This window comes from Pseudotabrizicola formosa (genome assembly GCF_002900965.1).
Lineage (GTDB): Bacteria > Pseudomonadota > Alphaproteobacteria > Rhodobacterales > Rhodobacteraceae > Pseudotabrizicola > Pseudotabrizicola formosa.
Genome location: NZ_PJOM01000001.1, coordinates 57,845 through 74,942, shown reverse-complemented (window position 1 = coordinate 74,942; position 17,098 = coordinate 57,845). Strand labels below are relative to the sequence as shown.

The 17,098-nt window shown below is 63.9% G+C and carries 15 protein-coding genes; 12 read left to right on the top strand and 3 right to left on the bottom strand.

Annotated elements, in window-relative coordinates; all coding sequences use genetic code 11:
- Positions 1-129 precede the first annotated feature (129 nt).
- The 7 genes from rpsT to CXR43_RS17790 all read left to right on the top strand — a co-directional run bounded on the left by rpsT (position 130) and on the right by CXR43_RS17790 (position 8,327).
- Positions 130-405 carry a 30S ribosomal protein S20 gene (rpsT, locus tag CXR43_RS00350; protein WP_103332077.1) on the top strand — a complete coding sequence of 92 codons (276 nt, stop codon included), beginning with the start codon at positions 130-132 and terminating at the stop codon, positions 403-405.
- Between the two features lie 529 nt (positions 406-934).
- Positions 935-2,296 carry a chromosomal replication initiator protein DnaA gene (gene dnaA / locus CXR43_RS00340; protein WP_103332075.1) on the top strand — a complete coding sequence of 454 codons (1,362 nt, stop codon included), beginning with the start codon at positions 935-937 and terminating at the stop codon, positions 2,294-2,296.
- A gap of 230 nt (positions 2,297-2,526) precedes the next feature.
- A complete protein-coding gene (dnaN, locus tag CXR43_RS00335; protein WP_103332725.1) occupies positions 2,527-3,645 on the top strand; it encodes a DNA polymerase III subunit beta in 1,119 nt (372 codons plus the stop codon).
- A 76-nt stretch (positions 3,646-3,721) separates the two neighbouring features.
- Positions 3,722-4,810 (top strand): DNA replication/repair protein RecF, encoded by a 1,089-nt coding sequence (recF, locus tag CXR43_RS00330; protein ID WP_103332074.1) that lies wholly within the window; start codon positions 3,722-3,724, stop codon positions 4,808-4,810.
- Positions 4,807-5,427, top strand: a complete 621-nt coding sequence (locus CXR43_RS00325; protein WP_103332073.1) for a LysE family translocator — start codon at positions 4,807-4,809, stop codon at positions 5,425-5,427. Before recF ends, CXR43_RS00325 begins: the two co-directional genes overlap by 4 nt.
- Positions 5,428-5,508: 81 nt before the next feature.
- Positions 5,509-7,959: a DNA topoisomerase (ATP-hydrolyzing) subunit B gene (gene gyrB / locus CXR43_RS00320; RefSeq protein WP_103332072.1), complete on the top strand. Its 2,451-nt coding sequence runs from the start codon at positions 5,509-5,511 to the stop codon at positions 7,957-7,959.
- Positions 7,960-8,162: 203 nt separating this feature from the next.
- Positions 8,163-8,327 carry a hypothetical protein gene (locus tag CXR43_RS17790; RefSeq protein ID WP_168219712.1) on the top strand — a complete coding sequence of 55 codons (165 nt, stop codon included), beginning with the start codon at positions 8,163-8,165 and terminating at the stop codon, positions 8,325-8,327.
- Between the two features lie 169 nt (positions 8,328-8,496).
- Here the strand turns inward: CXR43_RS17790 and scpB are convergent, their stop codons facing one another.
- Complete coding sequence (gene scpB / locus CXR43_RS00315) at positions 8,497-9,003, bottom strand: SMC-Scp complex subunit ScpB (protein WP_103332724.1); 507 nt, start codon at positions 9,001-9,003, stop codon at positions 8,497-8,499.
- A 77-nt stretch (positions 9,004-9,080) separates the two neighbouring features.
- Entirely contained in the window at positions 9,081-9,920 is an 840-nt protein-coding gene (locus tag CXR43_RS00310; RefSeq protein ID WP_103332071.1) for a DUF1403 family protein, read from the bottom strand.
- Between the two features lie 271 nt (positions 9,921-10,191).
- On the opposite strand from CXR43_RS00310, the gene CXR43_RS00305 reads away from it, so the two are divergent.
- Positions 10,192-11,727, top strand: coding sequence for an ATP-binding protein (locus tag CXR43_RS00305; protein WP_103332070.1), 1,536 nt, complete (start codon positions 10,192-10,194; stop codon positions 11,725-11,727).
- Positions 11,728-11,753: 26 nt separating this feature from the next.
- Here CXR43_RS00305 and amaB read toward each other — a convergent pair whose 3' ends face one another.
- Positions 11,754-13,271 carry an L-piperidine-6-carboxylate dehydrogenase gene (gene amaB / locus CXR43_RS00300; RefSeq protein WP_103332723.1) on the bottom strand — a complete coding sequence of 506 codons (1,518 nt, stop codon included), beginning with the start codon at positions 13,269-13,271 and terminating at the stop codon, positions 11,754-11,756.
- 100 nt (positions 13,272-13,371) lie between these two features.
- On the opposite strand from amaB, the gene CXR43_RS00295 reads away from it, so the two are divergent.
- The 4 genes from CXR43_RS00295 (at position 13,372) to CXR43_RS00280 (ending at position 16,998) form a co-directional block, all read left to right on the top strand.
- Entirely contained in the window at positions 13,372-14,256 is an 885-nt protein-coding gene (locus CXR43_RS00295; protein ID WP_103332069.1) for a LysR family transcriptional regulator, read from the top strand.
- A gap of 116 nt (positions 14,257-14,372) precedes the next feature.
- Positions 14,373-15,437 (top strand): tyrosine-type recombinase/integrase, encoded by a 1,065-nt coding sequence (locus CXR43_RS00290; RefSeq protein ID WP_246831236.1) that lies wholly within the window; start codon positions 14,373-14,375, stop codon positions 15,435-15,437.
- Between the two features lie 173 nt (positions 15,438-15,610).
- Positions 15,611-16,567: a 2-hydroxyacid dehydrogenase gene (locus tag CXR43_RS00285; RefSeq protein ID WP_103332068.1), complete on the top strand. Its 957-nt coding sequence runs from the start codon at positions 15,611-15,613 to the stop codon at positions 16,565-16,567.
- 224 nt (positions 16,568-16,791) lie between these two features.
- Complete coding sequence (locus tag CXR43_RS00280; RefSeq protein WP_103332067.1) at positions 16,792-16,998, top strand: cold-shock protein; 207 nt, start codon at positions 16,792-16,794, stop codon at positions 16,996-16,998.
- Positions 16,999-17,098: the final 100 nt, after the last annotated feature.

Here is a 17,098-nt window from a genome sequence, read left to right as displayed (position 1 = left end):
TGAAATCATCCTATACGCCGCCTCACATGCGCGTGGGCCCGCTTAGGCAAGAATCATCCCCTCCTATAAGGTGGGGTCTTGGGGCTTTCGTGCGAATGCATTGAATCAGACCCAGGAAAGGCCACCACCATGGCAAACAGTGAACAGTCCAAGAAACGCGCCCGCCAGTCCGAGGCACGCTATGCCGTGAACAAAGCCCGCCGTTCGCGCATCCGTACCTTCGTCCGCAAAGTGGAAGAGGCCATCGCCTCGGGCAACTCCGAAGCCGCCGTAGAAGCACTCAAGAACGCCCAGCCAGAATTGGCGCGTGGTGTGACCAAAGGCGTCCTTCACAAGAACACGGTGTCGCGCAAAATCTCGCGCCTGTCGTCGCGCGTCAAGGCGCTGTCGACCCCGGCTGCCTGAGTCGACCTTCTCAGTTTTGTGTCAAGGGCGTCCTTTTGCGGGGACGCCCTTTTTTATCGCCCTCACAGCTTTTCAGGTGCTTTTCTCACCGCCCGTTGCCGATTTGCCAAAGCCCCCGGATTCGCTCGGACCAAAGCTGTGTCAACTTAATAGTTCGGTTGCGAAGGCCATCGCGGCCTTGCTACCTTCTCGAGGCGATTCACTTCGTCTTGGGGGACATGACACCACCTTGCGCAGCCTTCTGATCGGCCTTGCTGCCAGCTTGCCACCAGAATTTTGCCACGGATCAAGGTGTTATGCTGTCTGCGGTCTATTCCGCACTCAGGTGGTTCAATGAGATCGGCCTTCAGGGGCCGGATTTGTTGTGCTGTGAGGTGCCCATATCTGGCCCGGCTCCGGGTCAGACCCTTTTGCGTGTGTTGCAAAAGGGAAAGGCCCGGTTGTCCCGGGCCTGCATGGGCGGTGTGTGGGAAACAAGCCCGACCGGGGGACCGGAGGTGGCGGGCAAAATAAAAACAGGTCAAAACGAATGACGAACGACACGTGGGGACAGGTTCGGGAAGAACTGATCAAGAGGGTTGGCAAGAACAACTACACGACATGGATCGAACCGCTTCGTCTTTCACATCTGAAAAACGGTGTTGCCAGTTTTGAAGTGCCGACAACCTTCTTCGGCGACTGGGTGTCACGCAATTTTGCCGATCACATCCGTGGTCAGCTTGCTGTTGCGGGGGAACCCGTGGACCGCGTAGAATTTACCGTCGGCACCGTGCCGGAACAGCCCGCTGCGCGGCCAGCCACAAAGCCTGCCGCAAAACCGGCGCGGGTCCGGCAGAACGGCACTGATGAGGTGACTGGCGCTCAGCTGGAGCAGCGCTTCACCTTTGATAATTTTGTGGTCGGCAAGCCAAACGAACTGGCCCACGCCGCCGCCCGCCGCGTTGCCGAAGGCGGGCCGGTCACCTTCAACCCGCTGTTTCTCTATGGTGGCGTCGGCCTGGGCAAAACCCACCTGATGCATGCCATTGCGCATGAGCTGAAGTTCAGCCGCCCCGATCTGCATGTGCTGTATTTGTCGGCTGAACAATTCATGTACCGCTTCGTGCAGGCGCTGCGCGACCGGCAGATCATGGATTTCAAGGAGCTGTTCCGGTCCGTTGACGTGCTCATGGTTGATGACGTGCAGTTCATCGCCGGCAAGGACAGCACGCAGGAAGAGTTCTTCCATACCTTCAACGCGCTGGTCGACCAGAACAAGCAGATCGTGATCTCTGCCGACCGGGCGCCCGGAGAGATCAAGGATCTGGAAGAGCGCATCCGGTCACGGCTGCAATGCGGGCTGGTGGTGGACCTGCACCCCACGGATTACGAGTTGCGGCTGGGCATCCTGCAATCCAAGCTGGAGCATTATTCCAACCAGTACCGCGGGCTGACGATGGTGCCGGGCGTATTGGAATTTCTGGCGCATCGGATCACCACCAATGTGCGCGTGCTGGAAGGCGCGCTGATGCGGCTGTTTGCCTTTGCATCGCTGGTCGGGCGTGAGATCAACCTGGATCTGGTGCAGGAATGCCTGTCCGATATCCTGCGCAGTTCGGAAAAGCGACTGACGATCGAAGAGATTCAGCGCAAGGTGGCCGAGCATTACAATGTGCGGCTGTCAGACATGATCGGGCCGAAACGGCTGCGCACCATTGCGCGGCCACGGCAGGTGGCGATGTATCTGTCCAAGCAGATGACCAGCCGCAGCCTGCCTGAGATTGGCCGGCGGTTTGGCGGGCGCGATCACACCACGATCATGCATGGCATCCGCAAGATTGAAGAGCTGATGGCGGCGGATGGGCAGCTGGCCGATGATGTGCAGCTCTTGAAACGGTTGCTGCAAAGCTGACCTTTGGGTTTGCTCCCTGTGTTACAGCTGGGGGCTCCGTTTGTTTTCAAGGGTTTGCCGTTGCGAATTTACGGAAAATTAAGGGTTGGGCCGTGATGCTGGCTGTTGGCCTTGACCTTGGCGGCAAAGCCCAACAAAGTCGGGTCAAGCACTTGTGAACCCGCAGAAAACGGGTAATGTCGGCGTCCCTGAACCGGCCCGGCCCGGGGATGGAAGACGGGGGATGGAAGATGAAGCTTTCGATTGAACGCGGCACACTGCTCAAGGCCCTTGCGCAGGCCCAGTCTGTGGTGGAACGGCGCAACACCATTCCGATCCTGGCCAATGTGCTGATCGAGGCCGAAGGGGCGCAGATCTCGTTCCGCGCCACCGATCTGGACATCGAGGTGGTGGACCGCGCCCCCGCCATGGTGGAACGCCCCGGCGCCACCACCGTTTCGGCGGTGATGCTGCATGAGATTGTGCGCAAGCTGCCCGATGGGGCGCTGGTGAACCTGACCGAAGACCCGGCCTCTGGCCGGTTGTCGATCATGGCGGGGCGGTCGTCATTCAGTCTGGCGACATTGCCGAAAGAAGATTTTCCGGTGATGGCGACCTCGGAATATTCCTCAAACTTCTCGGCCCCGGCCCCGGCCCTGCGCCGGTTGTTCGACAAGGCGAAGTTCGCGATTTCCACCGAAGAGACCCGTTATTACCTGAACGGCGTGTATCTGCATGTCTCGACCAGCGAAGACGGGCCGGTGCTGCGCGCCGTGGCGACCGACGGGCACCGACTGGCCCGGATTGATGCCGCCTTGCCAGACGGGGCCACGGGCATGCCGGGCGTGATCGTGCCGCGCAAGACCGTGAACGAGTTGCGCAAGCTGCTGGATGATGATGAGGCGACGATTGCGGTTTCCGTGTCGGAAACGAAGATCCGCTTTGCTACCCCCGCCATAACCCTGACCTCGAAGGTAATCGACGGCACCTTCCCGGATTACACCCGCGTCATCCCGACCGGAAACACGCGGCGGCTGGAAGTGGATGCGTCCGAATTTGCCAAGGCCGTGGACCGCGTGGCCACCGTGTCGAGCGAGCGCAGCCGCGCGGTCAAGCTCGCTCTGGATGAAGACCGGCTGATCCTGTCGGTCAACGCCCCGGATTCGGGCGCGGCCGAGGAGGAGCTGGCGGTGGCCTATAGTGACGAGCGGCTGGAGATTGGCTTCAACGCCAAGTATCTGCTGGAAATCGCGAGCCAGGTGGACCGGGAAAATGCGGTGTTTCTGTTCAACTCCTCGGGCGATCCGACCTTGATGCGTGAGGGAAATGATACCAGCGCGATCTATGTCGTCATGCCGATGCGCGTGTAATGGGCGTCTGACCGGGGGCCAGCCCCCGGACCCCCGGACCCCCGGGATATTTAAGAACAGATAATGAGGGCGGCGGTTGGGCGGCTTGGCCATAACATCGCTGGTGCTGTCGCAGTTTCGCAGCCACGGCCTGACGCGGCTGGCCTTTGACGGGCGGCCTGTGGCTGTGCATGGGCCGAACGGGGCAGGCAAGACCAATATTCTGGAAGCGGTGTCCTTGCTGTCGCCCGGACGTGGGTTGCGACGCGCAGGGGCCGAAGAGCTGGCGCGGCGGCCGGAGGCGATTGGCTGGAAGATTTCCGCGCAGGTCGATGGGCTGGACGCGCCGCATGAGGTGGTGACCTTTGCCGAAAGCACCGATGCACGGGTGGTGCGGATTGATGGCAAGGCGGCGACGCAGGCCATGCTGGGGCGGGTGCTGCGCATTCTGTGGCTGGTGCCTGCGATGGACCGGCTGTGGATCGAGGCGGCGGAAGGACGGCGGCGGTTTCTGGACCGGATGACGCTCAGTTTCACGCCGGAGCATGGCGAAGCGGTTCTGGCCTATGACAAGGCGATGCGCGAGCGCAATCGGCTGCTGAAGGATCAGGTCCGCGACGCCCATTGGTACGGGGTGATCGAAGCACGGATGGCCGAGGCGGCGGCGCTGATCGATGCCAACCGGGCGGCGGCGCTGGCGCGGCTGACGCTGGCGCAGGATGGCGCGCAAACCGCCTTTCCGCAGGCCGATCTGGCACTGCTGCATCCCGAGGGGCGCTATGACGACCTGGCGGAGGTGCTGGCCAGGGCACGCGCACGCGACATGGCGGCAGGGCGCAGCTTGCAAGGGCCGCACCGGGTGGATCTGGCGGCGGTTTACGCGGCCAAGGGCGTGGCTGCGGCGCAATGTTCGACCGGGGAACAGAAGGCCTTGCTGATTTCGCTGATCCTTGCCAATGCGCGGGCGCTGGCCGCCGATCTGGGGCGGGCCCCGGTGGTGTTGCTGGACGAGGTGGCGGCGCATCTGGACGCGGCGCGGCGGGCGGCGCTTTATGATGAGATCTGCGCGCTGGGGGCCCAGGCGATCATGACCGGGACAGAACCGGGCTTGTTTGAGGCTTTGGGCGGTCGGGCGCAGCATTTGGCCGTGACCGAAGCGGGCGGCCGATCGGAGGTTCGGGGATGACGGTGACGCTGCATCAACTGGCGCTGTATGCGCTGGCCATGGCCGGGTTGTGGGTAATCCCCGGCCCGGTCTGGGTGGCGCTGACCGCGCGGGCGCTGTCAGGCGGGATGGCGGGGGCCTGGCCGCTGGCGGTTGGGGTGGCGCTGGGAGACCTGATCTGGCCGCTCTGCGCCATTCTGGGGCTGGCCTGGGTGTTGTCGCTTTATGGCGATCTGCTCGAGGTCATGCGCTGGATTGCGGCGGGGGTCTTCATCGTGATGGGGGTGCTGCTGCTGCGCAAGCCGGCGGCGGTGCCGGGGGTGGAGAGCCGGATGACGCGCCCCGGGGTCTGGGCCGGGTTTTCGGTGGGGCTGGCGGCGGTGATCGGCAATCCGAAGGCCATTCTGTTCTACATGGGATTTCTGCCGGGGTTCTTTGATCTGAGCCGGGTGACGGGCTGGGATATTGTGGCGATCTTGCTGATTTCGGCGGTGGTTCCCATGCTGGGCAATCTGGGTCTTGCGCTGTTTCTGGACCGCGCGCGGCGGGTGTTGCAAAGCCCCGCAGCCCTGCAGCGACTGAACATCGTCTCGGGGGTTTTGCTGATTGCGGTTGGTTGCGTGATTCCCTTTACCTGACCCCCAAATCTTGTGTCTGAGGGGTGACATTCCCGCCCCCCGGCGGTATAAGTCGCGCACATTATTTGGGGTTCATGACGCATGGCCGAAGCTGCCCGCAAACCCGCCGAATACGGCGCCGATTCCATCAAGGTCCTCAAGGGGTTAGAGGCGGTTCGCAAACGCCCTGGCATGTATATCGGTGACACCGATGACGGGTCGGGTCTGCACCACATGGTTTATGAGGTGGTGGACAACGGCATTGATGAGGCGCTGGCCGGGCATGCCACCGCCGTCACCGTCAAGATCCACGCGGATTCCAGCGTATCGGTGCGCGACAATGGGCGCGGCATTCCGGTGGATATCCATGAGGGCGAGGGCGTGTCGGCGGCAGAGGTCATCATGACCCAGCTGCATGCCGGGGGAAAGTTCAACAACACGGATGAGGGTGGCAACGCCTACAAGGTGTCGGGCGGGTTGCACGGCGTGGGCGTGTCGGTGGTCAACGCGCTGTCGGAATGGCTGGAACTGACGGTCTGGCGCGATGAGACCGAGTATCGGGCGCGGTTCGAGCACGGCGAATGCGTGGAACATGTCCGGGAAATCGGGCCTGCGCCGGGGATGCGGGGGACGGAAGTGCGGTTTCTGGCATCCGCCAAGACCAACATTCCCGAGGGCACGTTTTCCAACCTCGACTACAGCTTCAAGACGCTGGAAAACCGGCTGCGGGAACTGGCCTTCCTGAACTCTGGCGTGCGGATCATCGTGGAGGACGCCCGCCCTGCCGAGCCGCTGCACACCGAGCTGTTCTATGAGGGCGGTGTGCGGGAATATGTGAAATACCTCGACCGGTCGAAATCCAGCATCATGGCGGAACCGATCTATATGATCGGCGAGCGCAATGGCATGACCGTCGAGGTCGCGATGTGGTGGAACGACAGCTATAATGAAATGGTGCTGCCGTTTACCAACAACATCCCGCAGCGCGATGGCGGCACGCATCTGGCGGGTTTTCGCGGCGCGCTGACGCGGACGATCAACGGCTATGCGCAGGCGACCGGCATTGCCAAGAAGGAAAAGATCGATTTCACCGGCGATGATGCCCGCGAGGGGCTGACCTGCGTGTTGTCGGTCAAGGTGCCGGACCCGAAATTCTCGAGCCAGACCAAGGACAAGCTGGTGTCCTCCGAGGTGCGGCCGGCGGTCGAGAACCTGGTGAACGAAAAGCTGTCGGAATGGTTTGAGGAGAACCCGTCACAGGCCAAGGTGATCGTGGGCAAGATCATCGAGGCCGCCATGGCGCGTGAGGCGGCGCGCAAGGCGCGCGAGCTGACGCGGCGCAAGACGGCACTGGATGTGGCGAGCCTGCCCGGCAAACTTGCCGATTGTCAGGAGCGCGATCCGGCCAAGTCTGAAATCTTCCTCGTCGAGGGGGATTCGGCGGGCGGGTCCGCCAAGCAGGGGCGGTCGCGGTCCAATCAGGCGGTTTTGCCGCTGAAGGGCAAGATCCTGAACGTGGAACGCGCCCGGTTTGACCGGATGCTGGCCAGTCAGGAAATCGGCACGCTGATCACCGCGCTTGGCACCGGCATCGGCCGGGATGAGTTTGACATCAAGAAGCTGCGCTACCACAAGGTTGTCATCATGACCGACGCCGATGTGGATGGTGCGCATATCCGCACGCTGATCCTGACCTTCTTTTTCCGGCAGATGCCGGAGCTGATCGAAGGCGGCTATCTCTATATCGCGCAGCCGCCCCTGTACAAGGTCGCGCGCGGCAAATCAGAGGTTTACATCAAGGATCAGGCCGGTCTGGAAGATTACCTGATCGACATGGGTCTTGACGGGGCAATCCTGCGCCTTGGCAATGGCGAGGAACTGGCGGGCGAAGACCTGCGCCGGGTGATCAACGGCGCGCGTCAGTTCCGCCGGGTGCTGGAGTCGTTCCCGACCAACTATCCGCGCAACCTGCTGGAACAGGCGGCGCTGGCGGGGGCGTTTGATCCCGGTCAGGCCGATGCCGATCTGCAGGCGGTGGCCGATACGGTGGCCGTTCGTCTGAACCTGATTGCAGCCGAATACGAAAAGGGCTGGGCCGGGCGGATCACGCAGGATCATGGCATCCGGCTGTCGCGCATTCTGCGCGGGGTGGAGGAATTGCGCACGCTGGACGGCGCGGTGCTGCGATCGGGCGAGGCGCGGCGGCTTTCCAGCATCTCGCGCGAGACACGGGACTCGTTCCGCGATCCGGCCAAGCTGGTGCGCAAGGACCGCGAGCAGCTGGTCTATGGCCCGACCGATCTGCTGAAGTCCATTCTGGCCGAGGGCGAAAAGGGCCTGACCCTGCAACGCTACAAGGGTCTGGGTGAGATGAACCCCGAACAGCTGTGGGAAACCACGCTGGACCCCGAGGCGCGCACCCTGTTGCAGGTGAAGGTGGATGATCTGGCCGAGGCGGATGACATCTTTACCAAGCTGATGGGCGATGTGGTCGAACCGCGCCGCGACTTCATTCAGCAAAACGCGCTGAATGTGGAAAATCTTGACTTCTGACCCGGTCCGCCCCGTTTTGCGACGGGGCGGCGCAGAAAGTTCCGGGCCTTCCCCTTGGCTTGGGCGATTGTTCAGATCTGGCACTGGTTTACCGGCTGCCGGGCCCCCATCTTGAAATAAGCTGCACATCCCTTGTGTGCCGTTTCATGGCAGGCTCTGTCCCGGCCGGTTTCCAACCGAATCCAGCCTGACAGGAGCCTATCATGGGATATTCCCCGCAAAAAACCCCGTTCGACCTGACCGAATTTCTGAGCAAGCCTGCAAATCCGAACATCCGCAAGTGGAAGCGGTTTTCCATGGGGGCGCGCCCTGCCGCCGTGGCGAAAGAGGATGCGTCCGACGAAACGGATGTGCCTGCGAAACTCTGAGACAGACTTCAGGGCCCCCGCCTGGGCCGGATGACATGCCGGGTGCTGTGCTAAGACACAGGCCCGGCACTTTCATGTCGGACCGAGGTGATGCGACCGCACCTGCAGGGCAGCCCCGGCGCCTCTTCACCGCCCTCCGGTGCTGTGTGACCGAGGCACCCTGTGCGGCCTAACCTGTCGCATCCCGCAACTGCTCGGCATCCGGCAGGTCGGCGAGGCTTTCCAGCCCGAAGGCGGCCAGGAAAGCATCTGTGGTCACAAAGGTGTAAGGCGCGCCCCGGCGCGGCGCGCGCGGGCCCGCGGCGATCAGGGCGCGGTCGAACAGGCGGCCGATCAGATCGCGGCTGATGTCCTTGCCAAAAATCTCGCGCAGCCCGTCGCGGGTGATGGGCTGATGATAGGCGATGGCCGCAAGTACGGCGGTGTCGAAGGCATCAAGGTTCAGCGCCTGAGGCGTGACATCCGCGGCCGTGCGGATGGCCTGCGCGAAAGCCGGGCGGGTGCGCAGCACCCAGCCCACTCCCACCCGCGCCACGGTATAGGGCCGATCTTCCAGATCTGCCGCCAGATCTGCAATCAGCATGTCCAGACTTGCCTCCCTGCCCACGACCCGCGCAAGATCTTCGCGCGGCACCGGCGCAGCACTGGCAAAGAGCACCGCCTCTATCCGCCGCATCCAGTGGCGCCAGCGCAGATCGGCCGGCAGATCAGCCAGTTCCGCATCAAAGGCAGAGGGTTCACGCCCCGACACTTCTATAGGCCGTACAGACGGAACGTGTCGCGCCCGGTCAGTTCGCGCACCGCCCCGAGCAGAACCAGACGGTCGCAGAGCCGCCGTGCCGCGCGGTCCGACAAGATGGGGACCAGCGCGGGCGCGGTCAGGGCATCACGGGTCAGGAACAGGTCAACCGCCTGCGTGGCACCCTTGGCCCTCAGCTTGGGCGCGACCGCATGCAACCTGTCGGCCTTGCGCCCCAGATCCGCCGCCATTTGCAGGGCCGGTCGGGCCGCAGCAATGACCGCCCGGTGGCAGGCCAGCCGCAGCGCCGCATCGGTCTGGCGCAGATCGCGCGGCGCCAGCCCTGCCGCCAGCAGGGGCAACAGATGCGACCAACCCAGAGCCTGTGCCAGCACCGCCTCCCCCAGAATGAGCGCAGGTGTTTCCGAACGCGGGCTCTCTGCCAGCACTGTCTGAATCACCGCAGCGGCGCGAGAGACCGGCGACCCCTGAGACGAGCCCAGCAGCTTTGCGATCCGGTCGGCTGGAACCTTGGGCAGGGCGCGCGACAGGGCCGCCACCGAGACGGGCCGTTCTGTCGCCCGCAGCCACTGGCCAAACACCTCCCCCGCCGGACCGGGCTGATCGCCGGGACGGGTCAGATACAAGGCGTCGCGCAGCGCCCCGGCACGCTCTGGCCGCCCGGCCATCCGCACGCAAACCTCTGCCGCCGCCAGTGCCAGCCGGGCGCGCCACAGGGCCTGGGGGATATCGGGGCGAAGGATTGCCCCATGCACGTGCGCCAGCGCCGCTCCGGACAAAAAGGCCAGGTCTTCGACCGATTCTGCCCGCCCCAGTGCGATCCACCCCGGCATCACCGGCAGAGGCGAAAGGGCTGGTTGCGGTGGAGGGGGAACAGGCTTCATGCAAGAAGGCTAGATCAGTCCGGCGCTTTGGGCAAGCATGCCGCGCAAATAGCGCCGGCCTGCCGCGCAAGTAGCGCCGGCCTGCCGCGCAAGTAGCGCCGGCCTCAGCACGACTTTAGCCGCGATTGCACACCGCCAAAATTGATCGCTTTATTGGTTTCACGCGCCCGTCGATTCAACGTATGGATTAAAACCGGGGCAAGAAAGCACAGCAGCGAAAATGACCAAGCCTAAGTCCCCACGGCCCTTGAACAGCATCCGAGACCACGCTGGGCGGCGTGCCCGCCTGCTTGACCATTTTCTGCGGCTGACCGAAGGCATCAGTGCCCGTCGTCTGAACGCCACTCTGGTGGCGTCAATCGTCGCTTGCAGCCTGCTGTTATCGCTGTCGCTGGCGGTTGTGCTTGAACCGATGCTGGGCCCCTACCCGCAGGCAAATTTCTACCGGATTGTGGTCGTGATCTCTTTGATCGTGTCATTGATCATTGCCGTGCCCGCCGTGCTTTATGCAGATACGATCATGCGGCGCCTGAATGGCGCCCAGCGCAAGCTGAACGATGCCTTGACGCAGGCCACATTGGCGAGCCGGGCAAAATCAGAGTTTCTGGCAAACATCAGTCATGAAATCCGGACACCGATGAACGGCGTGCTGGGGATGGTCCAGGTGCTGGACGCGACTGAGCTGACACAGAGCCAGCGCGAAAACCTGCGGCTGATCCGGGTTTCCGGTGACATGCTGATGTCGTTGATCGACGATATCCTTGATCTGTCGCGGATCGAGGCCGGGCGGATGGATCTTCAGCCTGCGCCTCATGCGCTGATCAAATCCCTTGAAGACACGGTTGCGCTGTTTCAGGCAAGGGCCACAGAGAACGGCACCGCGCTGACCTTTGCCGCTGCGCCCGGCACGCCCGAACGGTTGCTGTACGATTCTGTGCGGGTCCGGCAATGTCTGGGCAATCTGGTGTCCAATGCGGTCAAGTTCACCACAGGCGGCACAATTGCGGTCACCTTGTCCACCACCCTGCTGGACGACGGGCAGACAGAGGTGGTGCTGACCGTAACGGATACCGGGATCGGCATTGATCCGCTGGCGCAAAAGCGGCTGTTTGAGGCCTTTACCCAGGCGGAAGCGACCACAGTCAAGGACTATGGTGGTACGGGTCTGGGGCTGGCCATTTCGCGCCGGCTGGCGCGGATGATGGGTGGCGATATCAGCGTCACCTCTGCCCCCGGGGCGGGATCGTCCTTTGTCTTCCGGTTCCTTGCGCAAAGGGTTGCGCCGGCTGCTGCATCACAGATCGAGGCAGAGTCGCAAAAAACCTTTGCGCGGCGCGACTTGCAGGGCATTTCCATTCTTGTGGTGGATGACAGCGCGGTAAACCGCCGCGTGGCTGGCGGCCTTCTGACGCCCTTGGGCGCCATCTGCCATGAGGCCGCGGGCGGCCTTGAGTGTCTGGCCGTTCTGGCCGAATGCGCGGTTGATCTGGTTCTGCTCGACATGCAGATGCCGGTGATGGATGGTGCCGCGACCTTGCAGGCCATCCGCCGGTCGGGGGAACCCTGGTCACAGGTGCGGGTGGTTGCCTTGACCGCAAATGCGATGGGCGGAGAGCGGGAGCGCTGCCTGCAGATGGGCATGCAGGGCTATGCCAGCAAGCCGATCCGCTTGCCGGTCTTGCTGGAGGAAATCACGCGCGCCCTGTCTGACACCGGCCCTGACGAGGATGGTCGGGCCAGTGCACAGGACCGGTGAGGGCTGCGCCTGCTGTCCTTGCGCGCTCAGATGTCAAAGACCACGCCTTGCGCCAGCGGCAGCGCGCGGGAATAATTGATGGTGTTGGTGGCGCGGCGCATATAGGCTTTCCAGGCATCCGAGCCGCTTTCGCGCCCGCCGCCGGTTTCCTTTTCGCCGCCAAAGGCCCCGCCGATTTCGGCGCCCGAGGTGCCGATGTTCACATTGGCGATGCCGCAATCAGAGCCCGAGGCGGACAGGAACAGCTCACTCTCGCGCAGGTCGGTGGTGAAGATCGAAGATGACAGGCCCGCGCCAACCGCGTTGTGATCCTCGATCACGCTGGGCAGGTCGGTGTAGCGCATCACATAAAGGATCGGCGCAAAGGTTTCTTCGAACACCGGGCCGGTTTGCGCGGGCATCTCTACCAGCGCGGGCCTGACGTAATAGGCTGCCTCGGGGCCGGCGTCCGTTACGCGGGTGCCGCCATGCACCGTGCCACCGGCGGCCTGCGCTGCCACCAGTGCGGCCTGCATGGCCTCATAGGCAGACTTGTCCACCAGCGGCCCCACCAGCGATGGCGTGGTCAGCGGGTTGCCGACAGAAACCGAGCCGTAGGCCTTGATCAGGCGCGGCACCAGCGCATCATACACGCTGTCATGCACGAAGAGCCGCCGCATCGTGGTGCAGCGCTGGCCAGCGGTGCCCATCGCGCCAAAGGCAATCGCCCGCAGCGCCATGTCCAGATCGGCCGACGGGCAGACGATACCGGCATTGTTGCCGCCCAGCTCCAGGATCGACCGGCCAAAGCGCGCGGCGACCTTGGGGCCGACCTGCCGCCCCATGCGGGTGGAGCCGGTGGCCGAGACCAGCGCCACCCGCGGATCATCCACCAGGGCCGCGCCGGTTTCGCGCCCGCCGATGATCACCTGCGACAGATTTGCGGGCGCATCGCCGAAGCGGGCCAGCGCGCGGTCCAGAATGGCCTGCGAGGCCAGCGCGGTGAGCGGCGTCTTCTCCGAGGGTTTCCAGACCACAGGGTTGCCACAGACCAGCGCCAGCGCCGCGTTCCAGGACCAGACCGCCACCGGGAAGTTGAAGGCCGAGATCACGCCCACTACCCCCAGCGGATGCCAGGTTTCCATCATGCGATGCCCCGGGCGTTCGGTCGCAATCGTCAGACCATAGAGCTGACGCGACAGGCCGACGGCGAAATCGCAGATGTCGATCATCTCTTGCACCTCGCCCGCGCCTTCGGACGGGCTTTTACCCGCCTCGATCGACACCAGATGGCCCAGATCGGCTTTGGACGCGCGCAGTTCTTCGCCCAGCAAGCGCACCAGCTCCCCCCGGCGCGGGCTGGGGACATCGCGCCAGGCCCGGAAGGCGACAGCAGCCCGGCCGATGGTTTCTGCCACGGCTGCCGCATCCTGCTCGGGCAGTTGGGCGATGTTTTCGCCGGATATGGGCGAAAAACTGTGCAGCGTGCCGCCGGTGTAGCGCGAAGCATCGACGCCCAGACGGGTCAGAAGGGCGGCGCAGTCGGTGGCGATGGTGTCGGTCATGGCATATCCTTGGGCAAAGCAGGTTGCTGTGATCATTCTGATAACGTATCACATCAGCGATGAAACATGATGATTTCAACTTACTTGATGCGATTTTGGAATGAAGCTGAGCCGCAGCCGTATTCCCGACATCCTGGCGCTGCAATCTTTCGAGGCGGCGGCCCGCCATGGCAGCTTTACGCGCGCCGCAGAAGAGCTGAGCCTGACGCAAAGCGCTGTCAGCCGCCAGATCAAGGATCTGGAAGCACAGCTTGGCGTTGCGCTGTTTGAACGGGTGCGCCAGCGGGTGGTGCTGTCGGCCGCAGGCTTGCGGCTGTTGCCGGACGCCAGCCGCGTGCTGTCGCAGGTCGAGATGATGACCCTGCGCGCAGCAGGCACCCGCGATGTGACCGGACATCTCTCTGTCGCCACCCTGCCGACCTTCGGCAGCCGCTGGCTGGTGCCACGGCTGCCCGATTTTCTGGCCCAGCATACCGGCCTGCAGCTGACGGTCACCTGCCGCGCCGAGAGCTTCGATCTGAACGAGGCAGGCGTGAATGTGGCGATCCATTACGGACAGCCGGTCTGGCCCCGCGCCAGCTGTACCTATCTTTGCGCCGAGACGGTGGTGCCCGTGGCCTCGCCGCTGCTGGCAGGGCAGCTTGACGGTTCGGTGCTGACGGCGCCCCTGCTGCATATGGACTCGCGGCCGATGCTTTGGGTCGACTGGCTTGCCGCGACCGGGGACATCCGCACCGACGGGATGCGCGGGCACAGGTTTGACCAGTTCACCCTGCTGATCGAAGCGGCGATGGCCGGGCTGGGGGTGGCGCTGGTGCCGACCTATCTGGTGGAGCGCGAATTGCGCGACCGATCCTTGCAGATCGTGCACAACGCCCCGCTGCGGACCGACGCGGCCTATTATGTCGTCTTGCCGAATGACCATGTCTCCGACCCGCTGTGCAGCGCGTTTCTGGGCTGGATCAGATCCTGTGTTTCGACCTGAGGGGCTGGGTCCTTGCGCTGTGGCGAGATCTGCCGAAACCCGGCGACAGCCTGACCGCGCGCAATTGCAATACCGAACCGCAAGCGACTATGCTTTGCACCATGACCAAACCGCCGATGACAATGCAGCCAGGCGTGCCCGATGGGCACCAGACCGAGCCGGAGACCGAGGATTCGGCACGAACGCCTGCCTCCCTGCCGGGCTCTGGCACCATCGACCGGCTGGTGGAGGCGGCGCAAGACTATGCGCGCGCGGCGACCTCGGACAATACGCTCCGGGCCTATGCGCAGGACTGGGCGCATTTCGCGCGCTGGGGGCGCATGCACGGTGCAGAGCTGCTGCCGCCGTCGCCCGAGGCAATCGGCCTTTATATTACCGAACTGGCCGCCCCCTCTGGCCGGACCGCCGCCCTGTCGGTCGCCTCCATCGAGCGACGGCTGTCGGGACTGTGCTGGGGGTACGCGCAGCGCGGGTTCCGCCTTGACCGCAAGGATCGCCACATCGCAACCGTATTGGCGGGCATCCGTCGCAAGCATGCGCGGCCGCCGGTGCAGAAGGAGGCGATCCTGCCGCAGGATCTGCGCGAGATGCTGGCCACCCTGCCGCATGATCTGCGCGGCTTGCGGGACCGGGCCTTGTTGCTGATCGGCTTTGCCGGGGGGCTGCGGCGATCCGAAATCGTGGGCCTGGACCATGGCAAGGATGACACCCCGGACTCGGGCGGCTGGGTGCAGATCCTGGACGATGGCGCGCTGATCACGCTGCGCGGCAAGACCGGCTGGCGCGAGGTGGAAATCGGGCGCGGCAGCGCCGACCAGACCTGCCCGGTGCATGCGCTGACGCAATGGCTTCACTTTTCCCGCATCGACTTTGGCCCGGTCTTTGTCGCCGTGTCCCGCGATGGCCGCCGCGCGACGCCAGACCGGCTGAGCGACCGGCATGTCGCCCGGCTGATCAAGCAATGCGTCGAGGATGCGGGTCTGCGGCCGGACCTGTCGAAGGCGGACCGCTTGAGGCTCTATTCCGGCCATTCCCTGCGCGCGGGATTGGCCAGCAGCGCCGAGGTCGATGAACGCCATGTACAAAAGCAGCTTGGCCATGCCAGCGCCGAGATGACGCGCCGCTATCAGCGCCGCCGCGACCGGTTCCGGGTGAACCTGACCAAGGCAGCGGGGTTGTAGCCAGAGTGCTGCGTGGCCAAGGCCCGGGTCACGGCTTGCGCTGACACCTGCGCCTGTCCTATATCTTTCCGACAACTCACCTGCCGGCCCTCCTCTTTGCATGCAGCTCCGATCCTGCCGCTCGCGCGCCGGAACGCACGTCCGAAGGCCTGCGAAACAGGAAGGTCCTTCGCTTGAAACCCGATGTTCTGGTGCTTCGCCCGACGCTTGCCCCCCAGATGCAGGCGCTTGCGCAAAGCTATACGCTTCACCGCCATGATCTGGCCGATGCCGAGGGCCAGGCGGCGCTGTTGGCCGGCGCAGGCCAGCGCTGCCAAGCCATCGTGACCGACGGCCACACCCCCCTGACGCGCCAGATGATTGAGCAGATGCCAGCCCTGAAGGTGGTGGCCTGCGCCTCTGCCGGGTATGAAATGATCGATGTGGAGGCGCTGACCGCGCAGGGTGTTGCGCTGACCAATACCTCGGATGCGCTGTTTGACGATGTGGCGGATACGGCGCTGATGCTGACCATGGCGGCAAGACGGGCCTTGGTCGCAGGCCATGCCCATGTCGTCTCGGGCGACTGGGGAACAAAGGGGGCCTACCCGCTGCAATCCTCGCTGCGCGGCAAGAAGCTGGGCATTTTGGGCATGGGACGCATCGGACGGGCGATCATCGGACGGGCACAGGCGGTGGGGCTGGAGACCGCCTATTTCAGCCGCAGCGCCAAGGCGGATGTTGATCTGCCGTTCCAACCGGATTTGCTGGCCTTGGCCCATTGGGCCGATATTCTGGTGGTGATCGTTGCAGGCGGGCCGGGCACGCGCAACCTGATCGACGCGCAGGTGCTGCACGCGCTGGGGCCGCAGGGCACGCTGATCAATGTCAGCCGGGGGTCGGTGGTCGATGAAACCGCGCTGATTGCCGCCTTGCGCGAGGGCGCGCTGGGCTCCGCCGGGCTTGATGTGTTCTGGAACGAGCCAAACCCTGACCCGGCGCTGACCCTGCTGCCGAATGTGACGCTTTATCCACATCATGCCAGTGGCACCGTGGAAACGCGCGCCGCGATGGCACAGCTGGTGGTGGACAATCTGGCCGCGCATTTTGCGGGTCGCCCATTGTTGACACCCGTCAATCTGCCCGACTGACAAGGCAAGGCGGGCCGTTCGGCAGCCAGACGCGCTGCGTGGTGCAGGTGGTGCCACGCGCCCCCTGCCGGGCAGGGCTTGCATCTGACAGCCCGGTCTGTTAGGTAGGTCTGGCAAAGCTTCTTCTTTCGACCTCCTGTTTCCTTACGGCTTCAGTTGCGACTCTGACGACACTGAGCCGGACCATCGCAATTCTGCGGGTGGTATTATTTAGGAGACACACGATGGCCAATGGCACCGTGAAATGGTTCAACGCAACTAAAGGTTTCGGTTTTATCGCACCGGCACAAGGCTCCAAGGACGTGTTCGTTCATGTGAGCGCTCTGGAACGCGCCGGCATCCGCCAGCTGGATGACGGTCAGGCTGTGACCTTTGATCTGGAAAGCGACCGCAATGGCCGCGAATCCGCAACGAACCTCGCGCTCGCCTGAACCTCGGTTCGGTTGACACGATGTGAAACGGGGGTGGCGCAGGCCGCCCCCGTTTTCGTATGTCGACGTTCCGTTGAGGGGCATCCAAGGACCGGAGTGC